At 71.4% G+C, this 19,973-nt stretch carries 18 protein-coding genes; 11 read left to right on the top strand and 7 right to left on the bottom strand.

The window, feature by feature from the left end; all coding sequences use genetic code 11:
- Positions 1 to 52: 52 nt before the first annotated feature.
- Positions 53 to 1,543 carry a cytochrome P450 gene (locus tag ACFU95_RS30190; RefSeq protein ID WP_383833621.1) on the top strand — a complete coding sequence of 497 codons (1,491 nt, stop codon included), beginning with the start codon at positions 53 to 55 and terminating at the stop codon, positions 1,541 to 1,543.
- Here ACFU95_RS30190 and ACFU95_RS30185 read toward each other — a convergent pair.
- Entirely contained in the window at positions 1,537 to 2,514 is a 978-nt protein-coding gene (locus ACFU95_RS30185) for an RluA family pseudouridine synthase (protein ID WP_383833618.1), read from the bottom strand. The two genes, ACFU95_RS30190 and ACFU95_RS30185, sit on opposite strands and share 7 nt — an antisense overlap.
- 68 nt (positions 2,515 to 2,582) lie before the next feature.
- Between ACFU95_RS30185 and ACFU95_RS30180 the strand changes: the two genes are divergently transcribed.
- On the top strand, positions 2,583 to 3,164 hold the full coding sequence (locus ACFU95_RS30180; RefSeq protein ID WP_383833615.1) for a GNAT family N-acetyltransferase: 582 nt from the start codon (positions 2,583 to 2,585) through the stop codon (positions 3,162 to 3,164).
- A gap of 108 nt (positions 3,165 to 3,272) precedes the next feature.
- On the opposite strand, the gene ACFU95_RS30175 is transcribed toward ACFU95_RS30180, so the two are convergent.
- Positions 3,273 to 4,118 (bottom strand): siderophore-interacting protein, encoded by an 846-nt coding sequence (locus tag ACFU95_RS30175; RefSeq protein WP_383833612.1) that lies wholly within the window; start codon positions 4,116 to 4,118, stop codon positions 3,273 to 3,275.
- 172 nt (positions 4,119 to 4,290) lie between these two features.
- Positions 4,291 to 5,220 carry a 5'-3' exonuclease H3TH domain-containing protein gene (locus ACFU95_RS30170; protein ID WP_383833810.1) on the bottom strand — a complete coding sequence of 310 codons (930 nt, stop codon included), beginning with the start codon at positions 5,218 to 5,220 and terminating at the stop codon, positions 4,291 to 4,293.
- A gap of 188 nt (positions 5,221 to 5,408) precedes the next feature.
- Here ACFU95_RS30170 and ACFU95_RS30165 point away from each other — a divergent pair, with 188 nt between their 5' ends.
- From ACFU95_RS30165 to ACFU95_RS30150, 4 genes are all read left to right on the top strand, one after another.
- On the top strand, positions 5,409 to 6,497 hold the full coding sequence (locus ACFU95_RS30165) for a glycine betaine/L-proline ABC transporter ATP-binding protein (RefSeq protein ID WP_383833609.1): 1,089 nt from the start codon (positions 5,409 to 5,411) through the stop codon (positions 6,495 to 6,497).
- Positions 6,490 to 9,114, top strand: a complete 2,625-nt coding sequence (locus ACFU95_RS30160; RefSeq protein WP_383833606.1) for an ABC transporter permease/substrate binding protein — start codon at positions 6,490 to 6,492, stop codon at positions 9,112 to 9,114. The genes ACFU95_RS30165 and ACFU95_RS30160 overlap by 8 nt, the downstream gene beginning before the upstream one ends.
- Positions 9,115 to 9,582: 468 nt before the next feature.
- Positions 9,583 to 10,152: a helix-turn-helix domain-containing protein gene (locus ACFU95_RS30155; RefSeq protein WP_383833603.1), complete on the top strand. Its 570-nt coding sequence runs from the start codon at positions 9,583 to 9,585 to the stop codon at positions 10,150 to 10,152.
- Positions 10,152 to 10,871, top strand: coding sequence for a helical backbone metal receptor (locus ACFU95_RS30150; RefSeq protein WP_383833600.1), 720 nt, complete (start codon positions 10,152 to 10,154; stop codon positions 10,869 to 10,871). Before ACFU95_RS30155 ends, ACFU95_RS30150 begins: the two co-directional genes overlap by 1 nt.
- Here ACFU95_RS30150 and ACFU95_RS30145 read toward each other — a convergent pair.
- On the bottom strand, positions 10,783 to 11,907 hold the full coding sequence (locus tag ACFU95_RS30145; RefSeq protein WP_383833597.1) for a TDT family transporter: 1,125 nt from the start codon (positions 11,905 to 11,907) through the stop codon (positions 10,783 to 10,785). The genes ACFU95_RS30150 and ACFU95_RS30145 overlap by 89 nt on opposite strands.
- A gap of 70 nt (positions 11,908 to 11,977) precedes the next feature.
- Between ACFU95_RS30145 and ACFU95_RS30140 the strand changes: the two genes are divergently transcribed.
- The gene (locus ACFU95_RS30140; protein ID WP_383833594.1) at positions 11,978 to 12,925 is read left to right on the top strand and encodes a LysR family transcriptional regulator; all 948 of its coding nucleotides are present in this window, start codon (positions 11,978 to 11,980) and stop codon (positions 12,923 to 12,925) included.
- On the opposite strand, the gene ACFU95_RS30135 is transcribed toward ACFU95_RS30140, so the two are convergent.
- The 3 genes from ACFU95_RS30135 to ACFU95_RS30125 form a co-directional block, all read right to left on the bottom strand.
- Entirely contained in the window at positions 12,912 to 13,598 is a 687-nt protein-coding gene (locus ACFU95_RS30135; RefSeq protein WP_383833591.1) for a gamma-glutamyl-gamma-aminobutyrate hydrolase family protein, read from the bottom strand. The two genes, ACFU95_RS30140 and ACFU95_RS30135, sit on opposite strands and share 14 nt — an antisense overlap.
- Positions 13,599 to 13,622: 24 nt before the next feature.
- On the bottom strand, positions 13,623 to 15,065 hold the full coding sequence (gene eat, locus ACFU95_RS30130; RefSeq protein WP_383833588.1) for an ethanolamine permease: 1,443 nt from the start codon (positions 15,063 to 15,065) through the stop codon (positions 13,623 to 13,625).
- 196 nt (positions 15,066 to 15,261) lie between these two features.
- Positions 15,262 to 16,011 (bottom strand): FadR/GntR family transcriptional regulator, encoded by a 750-nt coding sequence (locus ACFU95_RS30125; protein WP_383833807.1) that lies wholly within the window; start codon positions 16,009 to 16,011, stop codon positions 15,262 to 15,264.
- Positions 16,012 to 16,116: 105 nt separating this feature from the next.
- On the opposite strand from ACFU95_RS30125, the gene ACFU95_RS30120 reads away from it, so the two are divergent.
- The 4 genes from ACFU95_RS30120 to ACFU95_RS30105 all read left to right on the top strand — a co-directional run.
- A complete protein-coding gene (locus ACFU95_RS30120; RefSeq protein WP_383833585.1) occupies positions 16,117 to 17,487 on the top strand; it encodes a glutamine synthetase family protein in 1,371 nt (456 codons plus the stop codon).
- An 8-nt stretch (positions 17,488 to 17,495) separates the two neighbouring features.
- Positions 17,496 to 18,878 (top strand): aldehyde dehydrogenase family protein, encoded by a 1,383-nt coding sequence (locus ACFU95_RS30115; RefSeq protein ID WP_383833582.1) that lies wholly within the window; start codon positions 17,496 to 17,498, stop codon positions 18,876 to 18,878.
- A complete protein-coding gene (locus tag ACFU95_RS30110) occupies positions 18,875 to 19,657 on the top strand; it encodes a 3-oxoacyl-ACP reductase (protein ID WP_383833579.1) in 783 nt (260 codons plus the stop codon). Before ACFU95_RS30115 ends, ACFU95_RS30110 begins: the two co-directional genes overlap by 4 nt.
- A 20-nt stretch (positions 19,658 to 19,677) precedes the next feature.
- Positions 19,678 to 19,973 (top strand): DUF2510 domain-containing protein (locus ACFU95_RS30105; RefSeq protein ID WP_383833576.1); only part of this gene is annotated, 296 nt, incomplete at its 3' end.

The following is a 19,973-nucleotide window of genomic DNA, read 5'->3' as shown; positions in this document are numbered from 1 at the left end:
ATCCGCATCCGCCTTGACCCCCAGACACCGGATCCACTTCGGAGCGATCACTGTGACGCCTGAATTCCCTTCCCCGACCGGTACGCACGACCCCTTCGCGCCGCCGCCCGGCTGCCCCGCCCATGGGCTCGGGCTCGGCCCCGGAGGTCTGAACCGGCTCCACGAGGCGGAGGACCTGAGCGAGCTGTACGAGCAACTGCGCGAGCAGCACGGCCAGGTGGCGCCCGTGCTGCTGCACGAGGACGTACCGATGTGGGTGGTCCTCGGTCACACCGAGAACCTGCACATGGTGCGTACGCCCTCGCAGTTCTGCCGGGACAGCCGTATCTGGAGCCCGCTCCTGGAGGGCATGGTCAAGCCCGACCACCCGCTGATGCCGCACATCGCCTGGCAGCCGATCTGCTCCCATGCCGAGGGCGACGAGCACCTGCGGCTGCGCGGCGCGGTCACCGGCGCCATGTCCACCATCGACCACCGCGGTATGCGCCGCCACATCAACCGCTCCACGCAGCGCCTCGTCAACCGGTTCTGCGAGGAGGGCCGCGCCGACCTGGTCGCGCAGTTCTCCGAGCATCTGCCGATGGCCGTGATGTGCGAGATCCTCGGCATGCCCGACGAGTACAACGACCGTATCGTCGAGGCCGCCCGCGACATGCTCAAGGGTACCGAGACCGCGATCGCCAGCAACGCGTACATCATGGACGCGCTGATGCGGCTCACGGCCAAGCGCCGGGCCAGGCCCGAAGAGGACTTCGCGACCCACCTGATCAACCACCCGGCCCGGCTCACCGACGACGAGATCGGCCAGCACCTGAGGGTCGTGCTGATCGCCGCCTACGAGGCGACCGCCAACCTCCTCGCCAACGTGCTGCGCGTGGTCCTCACCGACCCCCGGTTCCGCGCCCAGCTCAGCGGCGGCCAGATGACGGTCCCGCAGGCGGTCGAGCAGTCCCTGTGGGACGAGCCGCCGTTCAGCACCGTCTTCGCCTACTTCGCCAAGCAGGACACCGAGTTGGGCGGTCAGCACATCCGCAAGGGCGACGGGCTCCTCTTCGCCCCGGCCCCGGGCAACGTCGACCCGCGGGTACGCCCCGACCTGGCCGCCAACATGATGGGCAACCGTTCCCACCTCGCCTTCGGCGGCGGGCCGCACGAGTGCCCCGGCGCCGACATCGGCCGTGCGATCGCCGAAGTCGGCGTCGACGCACTCCTGATGCGTCTGCCGGACGTCGAACTCGATTGCGGCGAGGACGAGTTGGAGTGGCGGGGGTCGATCGCCTCCAGCCACCTGGTGGAGATGCCGGTCCGCTTCGCGCCCAAGCCCCCGCAGGACGTGACGCAGAAGCCGGGCCGTGCCCCGGTCCCGCCCCAGCGGGCCACCTGGCAGGTGGGCACGCCCCAGGTGCAGCCGGCGGCCCCCGCTCCCGCCCCTCAGCCGGTCGCGCCTCAGCCGGTCGCGCCGCAGCAGCCCGCGCCGACGCCGGAGCCGGTCCGGCCGAAGGGTGCCTGGCGGCGCTTCCTGGTGTGGTGGCGCGGTTACTGAGCCGACTCGCTGTACGGAGGCGTCGGAGCCGCCCACTCGGAGTACGAGACCCAGGCCCCAAGGGCCCTCGTGCTGCGGAACCGGTGTGCCGTCCCCGTGACCGGATCGGTGAACTCCAGTGCCCGCGCCAGCAGTTGGAGCGGGCGCCGGAAGTCGCCGGCCGGGACGGGGTCGGCCACCACCGGGTACAGCGGGTCGCCGAGGATCGGCACCCCCAGGGCGCTCATATGGACCCGTAGCTGATGGGTCTGCCCGGTCGAGGGCACCAGCCGGTACCGGGCCAGTCCGTCGGCGCGATGCTCGACGACCTCGACCCGCGTGACGGCGTTCGGCTCACCCTCGACCTCCCGGGCCGCGAGCACCCCGCGCTCCTTCAGGATGCGGCTGCGCACGGTCCGGGGCTGGGCGAGCGCGGGATCGTACGGCGCCACCGCCTCGTACTCCTTTTGCACCAGCCGGTCGCGGAACAGCGTCTGATACGCGCCGCGTTCCTCGGGCCGCACCGTGAACAGCACCAGCCCGGCGGTGAGCCGGTCGAGCCGGTGCGCGGAGCTCAGCGCGGTAAGACCCAGTTCCCGGCGCAGCCGGGCCAGCGCGGTCTCGGTGACATGGCCGCCGCGCGGGGTCGTGGCCAGGAAGTGCGGCTTGTCGGCGACGACGATGTGCTCGTCGCGATGCACGACCTCCACCGCGAACGGCACCCGCACCTCGGCGGGCAGCTCCCGGTGGAACCACACGAACATCCCCGGCACATACGCCGCGTCCGGCGGCACCGGCGCCCCGTCCGCACCGACGATGAGCCCCGCGTCGAACATCCCCGCGACGACACCGGGCCCCGCGCCCGTGAGCCGCTCCACCAGATGCTCCCGCACGGTGGCCCACGCCCCCTCGAAGGGCAGCCGCACCCGCACGGCGTCGATCCCGTCGCGCTGCGGCAGGGGAGAGGGCGGGGGCGGCGTACGGCGTCTCATCACGATCAAGCGTACGGCGGCGGAAAACCCGTTGGGCGGGCCGTCGGCCCGTTGGCAGGATGCGCACCATGCCCGATCTGACCAGTCCCGTCGTCCCGGCCGGAACCCTCGCCGGCACCCCGCAGCCCGACCTCCCCACCGGCGACGGCCTCCTCCTGCGCCCTTGGCGGGCCGAGGACGCCCCCGCCGTCCACGAGATCTTCCAGGACCCGGTGCTCCACCAGTGGCATGTCCGGGCGGCCGGCTCCGTGGCCGAGGTGGGCGGCTGGATCGAGGAGTGGCGCAGGGCGTGGACGGGGGAGCGGACCGCTCAGTGGGCCGTCGTCGAGGCCGGTACGGACCGTCTGCTGGGGCGGGTGGCCCTGCGCGAGATCCAACTCGCCGACGGGACGGCCGAGGTCGCCTACTGGACCGCCGCCGCGGCCCGAGGCCGGGGTGTCGCCGTTCGTGCCACGACCACCCTGACCCGCTGGGCGCTGCACGACATCGGCCTGCACCGCCTCGAACTCCTGCACGCGGTCGCCAACACGGCCTCCTGCCGGGTCGCCGTCAAGACCGGCTTCGCCCTGGAGGGCACCAAGCGCAGTGCCCTCCTCCACCAGGACGGCTGGCACGACATGCACCTGCACGCGCGGGTGAAGGGCGACTGACCCGGCCCGACGAACCCGCCCGGGGTGACGCCGGCACGGGCATGGCAGAGGGGCGGCATGGCAGAGGGGCGGCACCCGGGAAAGGTGCCGCCCCTCGAAGCGCGGGGGTTACGCGGCCGGCGCCGCCCCTTCCTCCTCCGCCTCGATCCGAGCGTTCCAGTCCCGCTTGGAGGCCTGCCAGCCGTCCTCGTCGTGGCCGAGCCGCCAGTAGCCGGAGATCGACAGGTTCTCGCGGGCCAGGCCGCGCTCGACCCGCAGCAGCTGGCGCAGCTCCTTCACGAAGTGCGCCTCGCCGTGCACGAAGGCGTGCACCCGGCCCTCCGGGAACTCCAGCGCCCGGACGGCCTCGACCAGCGCCTCGCCGACGGGACGGCCGCCGCGGTGCAGCCAGACGACCTCGACATCGGAGTCGATCTTCTGCTCCTCCTCGGGGCCGGCGATCTCCACGAAGGCGTACGCGGTGGCGCCGTCGGGCAGCGACTCCAAGGAGCAGGCGATCGCGGGCAGCGCGCTCTCATCACCGACGAGCAGATGCCAGTCGGCGTCCGGGTCGGGGGCGTAGGCGCCGCCGGGGCCCATGAAGCGCACGGTCTCGCCCGGCCGGGCACGCATCGCCCACGGGCCGGCCAGGCCCTCGTCGCCGTGGAGCACGAAGTCCAGGGTGAGTTCACGGTGCTCGGGATCCCAGGCCCGCACGGTGTACGTCCGCGTCACCGGCCACTGCTCGCGTGGCAGCTCCTCGCGGATGCGCTCCAGGTCGAAGGGCTCGGGATAGCTGACGCCATCGGGGGGGAACAGCATTTTCACGTAGTGGTCCGTGCAGGTGTCCGCCGCGAAGTCGGCGAGCCCCTCGCCACCGAGCACCACACGCTGCATGTGCGGGGTCAGCCGTTCGGTACGGATGACCTGCGCGGCGTGGGGCTTCCGCGGCTTGCGGGCGGGGCGTAGCGCCATCACTGGCCTCCCTCGTTCCAAGCTTAGGTTTACCTAAGTTAGCACCTCGTCCCGGAGAATGCCGCTACGACTCGTTCATGAACGGGCGCATGTCGCGCACGCAAGGACCGAATTCCCCTCACGGCGATCCCCATTCACCCGCCCCGGCCGCCCTGCACGCCCTTCCTGCCTTTCACGCCCCCAGCGTCGCCAGCAGACGCTGCAGCGACCCGCCCAGCCCCCATCGCATCGCCAGCTCGTCCAGCCCCGCCGGATCCCGGGGCGCCCGCGGCAGCGTCGTGTCCACGTCGGGCAGCGGAACGTCTCCCGCGACCCGCACCACCGTGGGCGCGACGGCGACGTACGCCCGCGACTCGTCCAGCCGCTTGCGCTGCGAGGGCGTGAGTTTCGCCTTGGGGTCGTCGACCGCCGCCATGATCCCGGCGAGGTCCCCGAACTCGGCGAGCAGCTTCGCGGCAGTCTTCTCGCCGATGCCGGGCACGCCCGGCAGGCCGTCGCTCGGGTCGCCGCGCAGCAGCGCCAGGTCGACGTACCCACGGCCGTCGACGGCGTACTTCTCGCGCAGCCACGCCTCGTCGGTCAGCTGCAGGGTGCCCACGCCCTTGAGCGGGTACAGCACGCGGACCCCGCGCGCGTCGTCCACCAGCTGGTACAGGTCGCGGTCGCCGGTGACGATGTCGACCGGGCCCTTCGCCCGCCCGGTGAACGTGCCGATGACGTCGTCCGCCTCGTATCCCTCGACCCCCACGCGCGCGATGCCGAGGGCGTCGAGGACGGCCTCGATGACCGGCACCTGCGGGGACAGCGTGTCGGGCACCTCCTCCTCGTCCGGCCCCGCCTCGTGCTCCTCGGCGACGCGGTGTGCCTTGTAGGAGGGGATCAGGTCGACCCGCCACTGCGGTCGCCAGTCGGCGTCCATGCAGGCCACCAGCTCGTCCGGGCGGTGGTCCCTGACCAGGCGGTCGATGAAGTCGAGGAGCCCGCGCACGGCGTTCACCGGTGTGCCGTCCGGGGCCTTCACGGAGTCCGGGACGCCGAAATAGGCGCGGAAGTAGAGCGAGGCGGTGTCGAGAAGCATCAGTCGTCCGGTCACGCCACGCATCATGCCGTACGGCACTGACAGTGGCCGGACGGTGCGCGACGCGTTGCGCCGGGGCATGTCTGTGGCCTGGACCACTTGTGCGTTTGTGCCTCAGGAACGAGGGCAGGCGCGGCGTCGGAGCGACGTGCTTGCGCATTCAACTGCTGCGGCGTCGCTTCGTTCATTGGCCGTCGAGACAAGAGGTACCCGTGTCATCCAGGCTTGAGGCCGAACATCTCTACAAGGTGTTCGGCAGACGACCGGACGAGGCAGTCGAACGGCTCCGCCAAGGAGCCGACCGGGAGGAATTGCGTGCCGACGGCACCACCGCCGCCGTGATCGACGCCTCCTTCACCGTGGAACCGGGCCAGATCTTCGTCGTCATGGGCTTGTCCGGATCCGGCAAGTCCACCCTGCTGCGCATGCTCAACGGGCTCCTGGAGCCGACCGCGGGTCACGTCCGCTTCGACGGCCAGGACCTGACCGCGATCGGCGACCGCGAGCTGCGCGAGGTCCGCGCGCACAAGATCAGCATGGTCTTCCAGCACTTCGCGCTCTTCCCGCACCGCAGCGTGCTGGAGAACGCCGCCTACGGCCTGGCCGTGCAGGGCGTGCCCCGCGCCGAGCGCGACAAGCGCGCCGGCGAGGCGCTGGCCCTGTCCGGGCTGGCCGGCTGGGAGAAGTCCTGGCCCGACGAGCTGTCCGGCGGTATGCAGCAGCGTGTGGGCCTCGCCCGCGCCCTCGCCACCGACGCCGACCTGCTCCTCATGGACGAGTCCTTCAGCGCGCTCGACCCGCTGATCCGCCGGGACATGCAGGACCAGCTGCTCCAGCTCCAGCAGACCCTGAAGAAGACGATCGTCTTCATCACCCATGACCTCAACGAGGCCATGCGCCTGGGCGACCGCATCGCGGTCATGCGGGACGGCCGTATCGTCCAGACCGGCACGGCGGAGGACATCCTCCTGCGTCCCGCCAACGACTACGTCGCCTCCTTCATCCAGGACGTCGACCGCTCCCGCGTGCTGACCGCGGCGGCCGTCATGGACGAGGACATCGCCGGTGACGAGGTCGGCTGCGGCTGTGAGACCGCGACGACGGACACCCCCGTCACCGAGCTCTGCGCGATCAGCGCCCGCCTCACGCACCCCGTGGCGGTCCTCGACGCGGACGGGAAGCTCGTCGGTCGCGTACCGAGACAACGCCTGGTCGGCTTCCTCGGCGACCAGCAGGGCGAACCCGGCCCCTGCGACAACCCGCGCGGCACCCGCGACGGGAAGGTGAACGCCCATGCCTAGGCTCCACTTCGGCAACTGGATCGAAGACCTGGTGGGCTGGCTCCAGTCCCATCTGACCTGGGTGTTCGACATCATCAACACCGTGCTCGGCGGCATGTACGACGGTGTCGACGCCGTCCTCGGCGGTGGCGAGCCGCTGCTGATGGCCGGGGTCCTCGCGGTGATCGCGTGCTGGCTGCGCGGTCTGCTGCCCGGTGCTCTGGCCTTCGCCGGCCTCGCCCTGATCGATTCGCTCGGGCTGTGGGACGACGCGATGGACACGCTCTCGCTCGTCCTCGTCGCCTCGGTCATCACCATCGTGTTCGCGGTGCCGCTCGGCATCTGCGCCGCCCGCAGCGAGCGGGTCAGCGCACAGCTGCGGCCGGTGCTGGACGTCATGCAGACGATGCCGGCCTTCATCTACCTCATCCCCGGCGTCATGTTCTTCGGCGTCGGCACCACCCCGGGCCTCCTCGCCACGATCATCTTCGCCATGCCCCCGGGCGTCCGCATGACCGAACTGGGCATCCGGCAGGTGGACGGCGAACTGATCGAGGCCGCCGAGGCGTTCGGCACCAGCCCGCGCAGCACCCTGGCGCGCGTCCAGCTGCCGCTCGCGCTGCCGACGATCATGGCCGGTGTCAACCAGGTCATCATGCTGGCCCTGTCGATGGTGGTCATCGGCGGTATGGCCGGGGCCGGCGGCCTCGGTGAGCAGGTCTACTCCGCCATCACCCAGCTCAAGGTCGGCCTGGCCGCCGAGAGCGGTGTGGCCGTGGTCATCCTCGCGATGTACCTGGACCGGATGACCGGAGCGCTCGGCCGACGGGTCTCCCCGCTCGGCCGCCGTGCCGCGGCCAAGGCCGCCGTCACCGCCGCGGGCCGCTTCAGGCTCGCGCACTACAAGCCGGGCGGCGCGGTGGCGGTCATCGGTGTCGTGGTCCTCGCGCTCGTCGCGGGCGGCATGAACCTGGCCGGCTCCGGGAGCAGCAAGGAGACCGCGGCCGGCACGAACGTCGGACAGGGCAAGAAGATCAACCTCGGCTACATCCCCTGGGACGAGGGCACCGCCACCACGTATCTGTGGAAGGAGCTCCTGGAGCAGCGCGGCTACGAGACCGACGTCAAGCAGCTCGACCCCGGCCCGCTCTACTCGGGCGTGGCCCGCGGCGACATCGACTTCCAGACGGACGCCTGGCTGCCGACCACGCACAAGGCCTACTGGGACAAGTACAGCTCCCAGCTGGACGACCTCGGCTCCTGGTACGGGCCGACGTCGTTGGAGCTGACGGTTCCGTCGTATGTGAAGGGCATCGACTCGCTCGCTGACCTGAAGGGTCAGGGGAAGAAGTTCGGCGGGAAGATCATCGGTATCGAGGCGAGTGCCGGGATGATGGGCACGCTGAACAAGTCGGTGCTGAAGGCGTACGGCCTTGAGGGCGAGTACAAGGTGGTGTCGTCGAGTACGTCGTCGATGCTGGCGGAGCTGGACCGGTCGATCAAGAAGCGTGAGCCGGTGGTGACGACCCTGTGGTCGCCGCACTGGGCGTACGGCAAGTACGACCTGAAGAAGCTCGAGGACCCCGAGGGCGCCTGGGGCAAGGGCGAGCAGATCCACACCGTCGCGCACAAGGGATTCGCCAAGAAGGACCCGGTCGTCGCGAAGTGGCTGAAGGACTTCAAGCTCACCGAGCAGCAGCTGACCAGCCTGGAGAACGACATCCGCGCTGCCGGCGAAGGCCATGAGCAGGACGGTGTCCGCACCTGGCTGAAGAAGAACCCGGGCCTGGTGAGCAAGCTCGCCCCGGTCGCCGGAGGCGCGAAGGCGCAGGGCAGGGACGCGGGCAAGACCGTCGACATGGGCTACTTCCCGTGGGACGAGGCCATCGCCGCCACCTACCTCTGGCAGAACATCCTGGAGGACCGCGGATACAAGCCGAACGTCAAGCAGCTCGACCCCGGGCCGCTCTACACCTCGCTCGCCCAGGGGCAGATGGACGTGCAGCTGGACGGCTGGCTGCCGACCACGCACAAGGAGTATGTGGACCGCTTCAAGGGGAAGTTGGACGACCTCGGCTCCTGGTACGGGCCGACGTCGTTGGAGCTGACGGTTCCGTCGTATGTGAAGGGCGTCGACTCGCTCGCCGACCTGAAGGGGCGGGGCAAGGAGTTCGGCGGGAAGATCATCGGCATTGAGGCGAGTGCCGGGATGATGGGCACGCTGAACAAGTCGGTGCTGAAGGCGTACGGCCTTGAGGGTGAGTACAAGGTGGTGTCGTCGAGTACGTCGTCGATGCTGGCGGAGCTGGACCGGTCGATCAAGAAGAAGGAGCCGGTGGTGGTCACGCTCTGGTCGCCGCACTGGGCGTACGGCAAGTACGACCTGAAGAAGCTCGAGGACCCCGAGGGCGCCTGGGGCAAGGGCGAGCAGATCCACACGGTGGCCAAGAAGGACTTCGGCAAGGAGTTCCCCGAACTGAGCGGCTGGCTGAAGGACTTCAAGCTCACCGAGGACCAACTCGCCTCCCTCGAGGTGGAGATCCAGAAGGGCGGCGCCGGAAACGAGAAGGAGTCCGCGCGCCGTTGGATGGACGCTCACCCCGGCATCGAGGACGAGCTGGCGCCTGTGGCGGGATAGCCAGGAGACAGAACGGCACCGGGTGCGGGATTCGCGATGACGTGAACCCCGCACCCGGTGCCGTTCGCGTTACCGCCGCCAAGGAGGCGGACCGGGCCCGTCCGCGCCTACGAGAAGGATCCGGCCAACCACAGAGCGCTACGCCATCACCCGAGCCCCGCACCCTCGCCGGCCGCTCCACCCCCGCCCACCAGGGAACACGGGAAGCCGCCGCACCATTGAAATGAACACGGGATAATGGTGCTGATCGGGAGTCAGCGGTCGTGCGAGGGCGGCCGTCGTGCATGGGGATGTGATCCGGCTGGCGCGAACCCATGGGTCGTACTCCCCCTGATGTGTCGTCGATGTGACGGGCGCATGAAACGGTTTGCCGAACATGCGTAGGGTGCAGAGAACTCAACAGACGGTGTGCGCCGGGCGACGGGCGCGAGGACAGCGGACCTACGAGCGAAGGAGGGAGCCGGAGCGATGGGCGACCACAAAGAACAGCCTCTTCGGGTGGGCGCGGCCGTGCGGCGGCGGCGCCGTGCGCTGGGGCTCACCCTCGCTGTCGTGGCCGAGCGCAGCGGCCTGTCGGTGCCCTTCCTGAGCCAGATCGAGAACGACCGGGCGCGCCCGAGCAGGAGTTCCCTGGAAAAGGTCGCCGACGCGTTGCGTACGACCGCTGTCGAACTTCTCGCCGCCGCCGACCCGGCGTGCAGCGTCGACGTGGTGCGGGCCGAGGACACCGAGCTGGCGCCGGAACCACGGGTGCGTTCCCTGGTGCGTGGTCACCATCAGATGCACGCCTCGGAGTTCACCGGCGACCACGACGCGGGCCGTGAATTCCAGTACCGCAACGACCAGTTGATGTATGTCGCGGACGGCGCGGTGGAGATCGAGGCGGAGGGCCGGGCCTACCGCCTCGGCCGGGGCGACACCCTGTACCTCACCGGCGGGGTGCGCCACCGCTGGCGGGCGACGGTGCCGGACACGCGCGTGGTCGTCGTCGCGGTGGCGGAGCACATCGAGGCGGTCCGGGACCGGCCGGGGCGCTGATGCGCGTCGTCTCCCTGGTGCCGTCCCTGACGGAGGCCGTGGCCGTCTCGGCCCCCGGTGTCCTGGTCGGCGCGACGAACTGGTGCGGCCACCCGGCCGACCTGGACGTCACGCGCGTCGGCGGCACCAAGAACCCCGAGGTCGACCGCATCCTCACCCTCAGCCCCGACCTCGTGATCGCCAACGAGGAGGAGAACCGCGAGCCCGACCTCTCCGCCCTGCGCACGGCCGGCGTCGAGGTCCTGGTCACCGAGGTGCGGGACGTACCGCAGGCTTTCCGTGAGCTGACGCGTGTGCTGGCCGCCTGCGGGGTTTCGGCCCGCCCGCGCTGGCTGGACGAGGCGGAGGAGACCTGGTCGGCGCTGCCGGTCTCGTCCCCCCGTACGACGGCGGTGGTCCCGATCTGGCGACGCCCCTGGATGGTGCTGGGCCGCGACACCTTCGCGGGTGACGTCCTGGCCCGCCTCGGCGTGGATCACCTGTACGCGACCCACGAGGACCGCTACCCGCGCGTCGCCCTGGACGACCTGCGGGCCGCGGCCCCGGACGTCGTGGTGCTCCCCGACGAGCCGTACCGCTTCACCGCCGACGACGGCCCGGAGGCGTTCCCCGGTCTGCCCTGTGCGCTGGTCAGCGGACGGCACCTGACGTGGTACGGGCCGTCACTGGCCGAGGCGCCGCGGGTGCTGGCCGGGGCGCTGCGAGCAGCGTGCCGTTGAGCAGGCCCTCGGCGGTGCGTACCGCGGCGACGGTCCAGGCGACGGCCAGTACGCCGTACAGGCCGAGGGCGAGCCCCTCGTAGGCGACGAGTCCGGTGTGGCGGGTCAGTGCCTCGGCGCCGGTGACACAGGTGCCGACCGGGAAGGTGAACGCCCACCACGTCATCGTGAAGCCCATGCCGTGCCGCCGGGCGCGCAGCACGTGGGCGGTGGCGAGCCCGGCCCACAGCAGGGCGAAGCCCATGACGGGCACTCCGTAGAGGACGGCGAGCACGCCGAAGCCGTCGCTGTACGGGGCCGGGAGCACGCCGGGCGCGACGTCCGCGAACATGCCGACGGCGGTGGTGGACTGCCCGAGCGGGCCCAGTACCAGGAACAGGGTCGGGGTGAGCGCGAGGGGGAGCGGCCCGCCGGTGACCAGCCGGGCGAAGACCAGCGGCAGCATCAGCAGCGTGCCGAGCAGACTGAGCCCGAACATCGCGAAGCAGGCGAGGAGCAGCGTCTGACGGGCCTGCCCGGGCGGCAGATGCGGCACCAGGAGCGGCCCGAGCGCGGCGGACACCATGGGCGCGACGAGCGGCAGCAGCCACACGGGCGTGGCCTGCGACGGTTCGGCGCGATGGCGTACGGCCATGAGGTACGGGACGGCGACGGCGGCCGCCAGCGCGACGACCGTACCGGCGACGAACAGCACGGCGTCGAGGGCGACCGCCGCCCCTGTCCCGATCCAGTCCCGCCCGACCGTGATCGCGCCGCCGCCGACGGCCAGCAGAGCCATGGCCAGGCAGCCGTAGAAGGGCGCCGTGGCCGGGTCGAGGAGATGGGCGCGGGCCTGGTCGCGGTGATGGGCCCAGTGCAGGGCGCGGGCGCCGAGGAGGGTGAGCAGCAGGAGGAGGGAGAGCGCCCAGACGGCCGTGCAGGCGGTACGCAGGCCGGGGACGTGGACCGGCAGCCCGGCTCCGGCGGTGGCGACGGCGGCGGTGCCCATGACGGCGGCGTACCAGTTGGGCCCGAGATGACGGACGGCGGTGACCATGGAATCAGCGTCGCGTCGGCTGTCCTCTCCCACCAGGGAGTCTGCCCCTATGGCGACATAAACTGGCCTTATGACTCAGGCGGCGGAGGGGCAGTTTCGCGCGGGATCCCTGTCACATCGTGTCCCGGATCTCGGCGCGCTGGAGCTGTTGCTGGCGGTGGCCCGGCTCGGCAGTCTCGGTGGGGCGGCGCGTGAGCTGGGGATCACTCAGCCGGCGGCGAGCAGCCGGGTCCGGTCGATGGAACGCCAGCTGGGGGTGGCGTTGGTGGACAGGTCGCCGCGGGGATCCCGGCTCACGGACGCCGGGGCGCTGGTCACGGACTGGGCGCGGCGGATCGTGGAGGCGGCGGAGGCGTTCGACGCGGGGGCGCAGGCGTTGCGCGACCGGCGTGACTCGCGGTTGCGGGTGGCGGCGAGCATGACGATCGCGGAGTACCTGCTTCCGGGGTGGCTCCTCGCGCTGCGCGCGCAGCGTCCGGACACGGCGGTCTCGCTGCTGGCCGGGAACTCGGCGGCGGTGGCGGAGCGGCTGTTGGCGGACGAGGCGGATCTGGGGTTCGTGGAGGGGCTGACCGTCCCGTCGGGGCTGGACTCCGTGGTCATCGCCCATGACCACCTGATCGTGGTGACGGCGCCGGGGCATGCCTGGTCGCGTCGGCGACGGCCGCTGGAGGCGTCGGAGCTGGCGGTGACGCCGTTGATCCTGCGGGAGAAGGGGTCGGGGACGCGGCAGGTCCTGGATGTGGCGCTGGGCGGGCTGGCGCGGCCGCTGATCGAGTTGTCGTCCACCACGGCGGTGAAAGCGGCCGCGGTGAGTGGGGCGGGGCCGGCGGTGCTCAGCGAACTCGCCGTGGGGGAGGAGCTGTCGATGCGGCGGCTGGTGAGTGTGCCGCTGGCTGACGTGTCGCTGGCGCGTGACCTGCGGGCGGTGTGGCCGACGGGCCACCGCCCGGTGGGCCCGGCCCGGGATCTGCTGTCGCTGACGCGGGGGCGAAAACCGCAGGTCAGCCGGCAGTAGCCGCCCGCACCAAACCCCGCATCACCCGCAGGTCCTCCCCCATCTCCGGATGCCACTGCACCCCCAACACCCACACCCCGGCGACACGTTCCACAGCCTCCACCGTCCCGTCGTCCGCATACGCCGACGCGACCAGCCCCTCGCCGAGGCGATCCACGGCCTGATGGTGGTACGTGGGTACCGAGGTCTCCTCGGGGACGACATCGCCGTACAGACTCCCCGGCACCGGCTTCACGGAGTGGCTGCCGAAGACGCCCACGGCCTCCGCGTGCCCGTCGATGTGCTGGACGAGCGTCCCGCCGAGGGCGACGTTCAGGAGCTGCATGCCCCGGCAGATGCCCAGCAGCGGCACGCCGGCCGCCAACGCCGCGTCGATCAGGGCCAGCTCCCAGGCGTCCCGCGCCCGCGCCGGCGGCCCGGTGCGGGGGTGCGGCTCGGCGCCGTACCGGACGGGCTCCACATCGGGGCCGCCCGCGATGACCAGCCCGTCCAGCCGGCCGACGGCCGCGCAGGCGTGCTCCGGGTCGTCCGGCGGAAGCATCGCGGCCAGACCGCCCGCCCGCTGCACCAGCCGCGGATAGCCGGCCGGCAGCAGCGCCGCGTCCAGCTCCCACACGCCCCAGCGCGCACCCGCCTCCAGATAGGTGCTGACACCGATCAACGGCCTGACCACAGAAACTCCCTCACGCTCGACGAATCAGTCCCGCGTCAACTCTGCCTCGGCCGCCGCCAGCGCCGCGAACTCCTCCTCCGGCGCCTTCGCCACCAGGTGCTTACGGCTGTACAGGCCGAAGTAGGCGATCGCCACCACGTACACCACCAGCGCGATCACCGCCGCGGTCACGTCCACCAGGAACGTGGCCACCAGCGCCGCGCAGGCCAGCACCAGGGCGACGGAAGAGGTCAGCACCCCGCCCGGCGTACGGTACGGCCGCGGGAGTTCGGGCTCGCGGCGGCGCAGCACGATGTGCGACAGGGACATCAGGGCGTAGGAGATGGTCGCGCCGAAGACCGCGATGTTCAGCATCCGGGCGCCGTTGCCGGACACCGCCGCGAGCAGGAAGCCGATCGTGCCGGGCACGAGCAGGCCCAGGTACGGAGCCTTGCGGCGGCTGGTGAGGGAGAGGAAGCGGGGCAGGTAGCCCGCGCGGGACAGGGCGAACAGCTGCCGCGAGCCCGCGTAGATCAGGGAGAAGAAGGAGGCCACGAGGCCGGCCAGGCCCGCGTAATTCACGATCCTGCTCAGCGTCGTGGCCTCGCCGTTCGGCTGGAGCGCCTCGACCAGCGGGTTGCCCGCCTCCTGGACGGCAGCGGAACCGCGCGCACCGGCCGCCGCGAAGAAGGTGACCACCGCGAGCACTACCAGGATGCCCATCGACCAGCGGATCGCCTTGGGGAGCGTACGGGCCGGCTCCTTGGTCTCCTCCGCGGCCAGCGGCACGCCCTCCACGCCCAGGAAGAACCACATGCCGAAGGGGAACGCCGCCCAGATGCCGAGCAGCCCGAAGGGCAGCCAGGAGCTGGACCCGGCGGCCGAGGAGTCGACCGGGATGTCGTCCAGCGAGGCGAAGGAGAAGTCGGGCAGCGCCGCCAGCGCGAACACGATCAGGGCGACCACCGCGATCCCGGTGACCACGAAGCTGAAGCGCAGTGCCTCGCCGACGCCCCAGAGGTGGATGCCGAGGAAGATCACGAAGCAGACCAGGTACACCGGCCAGCCGGACTCCAGGCCGAACAGGCCCAGCGACTCGACGTAGTCGCCGATGAAGATGACGATGGCGGCGGGCGCGAGGATGTACTCGATGAGGATCGCCGTACCGGTGAGGAAGCCGCCCCAGGGGCCCAGTGCCCGCCGGGCGAAGCCGTAGCCGCCGCCCGCCGTGGGCAGGATCGAGGACAGTTCGGCGAGGGCGAAGACCATGCAGGTGTACATGGCGCCCATGAGCACCATGGCGATCGCCAGGCCGCCGAAGCCGCCTTCGGCCAGGCCGAAGTTCCAGCCCGAGTAGTCGCCGGAGACGACGTAGGCGACACCGAGGCCGGTCAGCAGCACCCAGCCGGCGCTGCCGCGACGCAGGGTTCTGCGTTCCAGATAGTCGTCCGCCTCGGGGGCGGGTGTTCCGGTGGATTCCAGGGACATGGGCAGACTCCCCACGGGGCGGCGGACACGGGGCTCTTTCCGGGCACGGTGGGGTCTACCGAGCTCCGGCTCAATGGAGTGGATCCATACCTTTGCGGGGTCGGCGGGGGAAGGCAATACCCCTGCGTTAATCGCCGGTAAATCCGTGCCCGCCCCGGGCCGGCGCGATGCCCCGCTCGTGCCGGGAGCGCGGGGCTCAGCCCAGGAAACCCCGCAGCAGCGCCGCCGTTCCCCCGCAGTGTTCGCGCATGATCTCCCGCGCGCACTCCGCGTTGCCCTCGATCACGGCCTCCACCAGGGCGGCGTGCTGCCGCTGCGAGTGCTCCAGGTTGCGTACGAGCAGCGGGATGCAGTCGAGCAGGTCGTTGACCGTCGCGCGGACGGCCGCGTACTGGGCGGTGAGGGTGGGGGAGCCGGACAGCTCGGCGAGCGTCAGGTGCAGCAGGGTGTCCTGGCGGCGGTACTCGGCCAGCGGGGCGTCGTGCGTGCGCGCCAGGGCCTCGCGGAGCCGGTCGGTCTGCTCCTCGTCCAGCCCGTGCGCCGCGCACAGCCCGGCCGCGCCCACCTCCAGCACCTCGCGGAAGCGCAGCGTGTCCTCGACGTCCACGTCCTTCAGGCGGCGCCGCAGCTCCTCCTCGCCGGGGGTCACGGGGCGCGGCAGCACGAACGTTCCGCCGTAGCGCCCGCGCCGCGACTCCACCAGGCCCTGGTCCTGGAGGACCTTCAGCACCTCGCGCAGCGTCACCCGGCTGATCCCCAGCCGGTCCGCCAGCTCGCGCTCCGCCGGGAGCCGCTCGCCGCCCGGCACCAGGCCGAGCCGGACGACCTGGAGGATCTGCTCCAGGGCCTCCTCGAAGCCGTTGCCGGCCCGCACCGGCCGCAGTACCGACGTCAGCCGGTCGTCGTCGGCTCCGGGCACCCCGTGCTCCGTGCCCGCCTGCGACATGTGGTCGGACTGCGACATATGGCCGGACCCCCTTCCCAATCAATGGTTCTGCGCAATACCTTATGGCTCCCGGCTGACCGAAGTAAGCCGAATGGAGGCTCTCCCGTGGCAGACCGCACACCCCCGCTGAGCGTCGAGGAGCTGCACGCCCTCGTCGCCGGCGGTGAGATCGACACTGTCGTCCTGGCCTTCCCCGACATGCAAGGGCGGCTCCAGGGCAAGCGGTTCGCCGCCCGCTTCTTCCTCGACGAGGTGCTCCACCACGGCACCGAGGGCTGCAACTACCTCCTCGCCGTCGACACCGAGATGAACACCGTCGACGGCTACGCCATGTCCTCCTGGGACCGCGGCTACGGCGACTTCGCCATGCACCCGGACCTGGCCACGCTGCGCCGCGTCCCCTGGAACGCCGGCACGGCCATGCTCGTCGCCGACCTCGCCTGGAGCGACGGCTCGCCCGTGGTCGCCGCGCCCCGCCAGATACTGCGCCGCCAGCTGGAACGCCTCGCAGAGCACGGCTACACGGCCAAGGTCGGCACCGAGCTGGAGTTCATCGTCTTCAAGGACACCTACGAGCAGGCCTGGGACGCGGGCTACCGGGGGCTGACACCGGCGAACCAGTACAACATCGACTACTCGGTGCTGGGGACCGGGCGCATCGAGCCGCTGCTGCGTCGCATCCGCAACGAGATGGCGGGCGCCGGCCTCACCGTCGAGTCCGCCAAGGGCGAGTGCAACCCCGGCCAGCACGAGATCGCCTTCAAGTACGACGACGCCCTGGTCACCTGCGACCAGCACGCCCTCTACAAGACCGGCACCAAGGAGATCGCCGCCCAGGAGGGCGTCTCGATCACCTTCATGGCCAAGTACAACGAGCGCGAGGGCAACTCCTGCCACATCCACCTCTCGCTCGCCGACGCCGACGGTACCAACGTCATGGCGGGATCCCCGGCCGACCCCGGCGGCATGTCCGAGGTCATGCGGCACTTCCTCGCCGGACAGCTGGCCGCGCTGCGCGACTTCTCGCTGCTGTACGCCCCCAACATCAACTCCTACAAGCGGTTCCAGCCCGGCTCCTTCGCCCCGACCGCGGTCGCCTGGGGCCACGACAACCGCACCTGTGCCCTGCGCGTCGTCGGCCACGGCCGCTCGATGCGCTTCGAGAACCGGCTCCCCGGCGGCGACGTCAACCCGCACCTCGCGGTGGCCGGACTGGTCGCGGCCGGCCTCTACGGCATCGAGCACAAGCTGGAGCTGCCCGAGGCCTGCCCCGGCAACGCCTACGCCGCCGACTTCGAGCACGTCCCGACCACGCTCCGCGAGGCCGCCGAGCTCTGGGAGAACAGCCCGATCGCCAAGGCCGCCTTCGGCGACGAGGTCGTCGCCCACTACCGCAACATGGCGCGCGTCGAACTGGACGCCTTCGACGCCGCGGTCACCGACTGGGAGCTGCGCCGCTCCTTCGAACGCTTGTGAGGCCCTTCTTGTCCGACCAGCTCCAGGTACTCAATCCGGCCACCGAAGAGGTCGTCGCCACGGTCCCGGCCGCCACCGCGGCCGACGTGGACGCGGCGGTCGTACGTGCCACGAAGGCACAGGCCGTGTGGTCCGCCCTCGCGCCCGGCGAACGCGCCCGGCTGCTGCGCCGGTTCGCCGTCGCCGTCGACGACCACCTCGAAGAGCTCGCCCAGCTGGAGGTCCGCGAGGCCGGGCACACCGTCGGCAACGCCCGCTGGGAGGCGGGCAACGTCCGCGATCTGCTCGACTACGCGGCCGGGGGAGTGGAGCGGCTGACCGGCCACCAGATCCCGGTCCCCGGCGGCCTGAACGTCACGATCCTCGAACCGCTCGGGGTCGTCGGCGTCATCGCGCCCTGGAACTTCCCGATGCCGATCGCGGCCTGGGGCACGGCCCCGGCCCTGGCGGCCGGCAACGCGGTCCTCCTCAAGCCCGCCGAGACGACCCCCCTGACGGCCTTGCGGCTGGCGGAGCTGGCGCTGGAGGCGGGACTTCCCGAGGGGCTGTTCCAGGTGCTGCCCGGCCACGGCTCCGTCGCGGGCAACGCCCTCGTCGAACACCCCGGCGTCGCGAAGATCGTCTTCACCGGGTCGACGGCCGTGGGCAAGCAGGTGCTGGCGAAGGGCTCGGCGCTCCTCAAGCGCGTCACCCTCGAACTCGGCGGCAAGAGCCCCAACATCGTCTTCGCCGACGCCGACATCGAGGCCGCCGCCGCAGCGGCTCCCATGGCCTTCCTCGACAACTCCGGCCAGGACTGCTGCGCCCGCACCCGCATCCTCGTCCAGCGCTCCGCCCACGACCGCTTCATGGAGCTGCTCGGCCCCGCGATCGAGGCGGTGACGGTCGGCGACCCGGCCGACGAGAAGACCGACATGGGCCCGCTCATCTCCAAGGTCCAGCTGGACCGGGTCCGTTCGTACGTCACCGACGACCTCGACGGCATCCGCGGCAAGGCCCCCGAAGGCCCCGGCTTCTGGTTCCCGCCGACCGTCGTCACCGGCGTCGACCCCCGCGCGCGCGTGTCCGTCGAGGAGGTCTTCGGCCCGGTCGCCGTAGTGCTCCCCTTCGAGGACGAGGCGGAGGCGGTGGCCCTCGCCAACGCCACCGACTACGGCCTCTCCGGCTCCATCTGGACCCGTGACGTCGGCCGCGCCCTGCGCGTCTCCCAGGCGGTCCGGGCCGGCAACCTGTCCGTCAACTCCCACTCCAGTGTGCGCTACTGGACCCCCTTCGGCGGCTTCAAGCAGTCCGGCATCGGCCGCGAACTCGGCCCGGACGCCCTGACCGCCTTCACCGAAACCAAGAACGTCTTCATCAGCACCGAAAGCACGGAAGGCCCCGCACAGTGACCGAAGCAAACGTGTGCCGTCGCCTCGTCGGCCGTACGGCCGTCATCACCGGAGCCGGCAGCGGCATCGGCCTCGCCACCGCCCGCCGCCTCGCCTCCGAGGGCGCCCACGTCGTCTGCGGCGACGTCGACGAGCAGCGCGGCAAGGCCGCCGCCGAGGAACTCGGCGGGATCTTCGTCAAGGTCGACGTCACCGACCCCGAGCAGGTCGAGGCGTTGTTCAAGACGGCGTACGACACCTACGGCAGCGTCGACATCGCCTTCAACAACGCCGGCATCTCGCCGCCCGACGACGACTCCATCCTGGAGACCGGCCTGGAGGCATGGAAGCGCGTCCAGGAGGTCAACCTCACCTCCGTCTACCTGTGCTGCAAGGCCGCCATCCCCTACATGCGGCAGCAGGGCAAGGGCTCCATCATCAACACGGCGTCCTTCGTGGCGAGGATGGGCGCCGCCACGTCCCAGATCTCGTACACGGCCTCCAAGGGCGGTGTGCTCGCCATGTCCCGCGAACTGGGCGTGCAGTTCGCCCGCGACGGCATCCGGGTCAACGCCCTGTGCCCGGGACCGGTCAACACCCCCCTCCTCCAGGAGCTGTTCGCCAAGGACCCCGAGCGCGCCGCGCGCCGCCTCGTGCACATCCCGGTCGGCCGCTTCGCCGAGGCCGACGAGATCGCCGCCGCCGTCGCCTTCCTGGCCAGCGACGACTCCTCCTTCGTGAACGCCACCGACTTCCTGGTCGACGGCGGAATCTCCGGGGCGTACGTCACACCGCTCTAGGCCGCCCTACAGTGGCCGGGATGAGCAGCACACCGCCGCCCGGCTGGTACCGCGACCCCAAGGCCCCGCATCTGGAGCGCTGGTGGGACGGAACGGCCTGGACCGAGCACCGGCGCGCTCCCGAGTCTCCCGGGCCGCCGGTGCCCGCCCCGGCGGCGCCCGGTTCGACGACGCCGGGGCCGCCCTCGGCCGGCCGTGTCTCCGGGCGGCGGTCCAGGGCCGTCGCCCTCACCGCCGCCGGAGCCGTCCTGGTCACCGCGATCGTCACCGGCGCGATCGTCCTCGGCCGGGACGACGACGGCGCACCGGCGACCAC

The sequence above is a fragment of the Streptomyces sp. NPDC057623 genome (assembly GCF_042800355.1).
Taxonomy (GTDB): Bacteria; Actinomycetota; Actinomycetes; order Streptomycetales; family Streptomycetaceae; genus Streptomyces.
The sequence above is the reverse complement of the archived record's forward strand: the minus strand, read 5'-3'. Positions and strand labels throughout refer to the sequence as shown.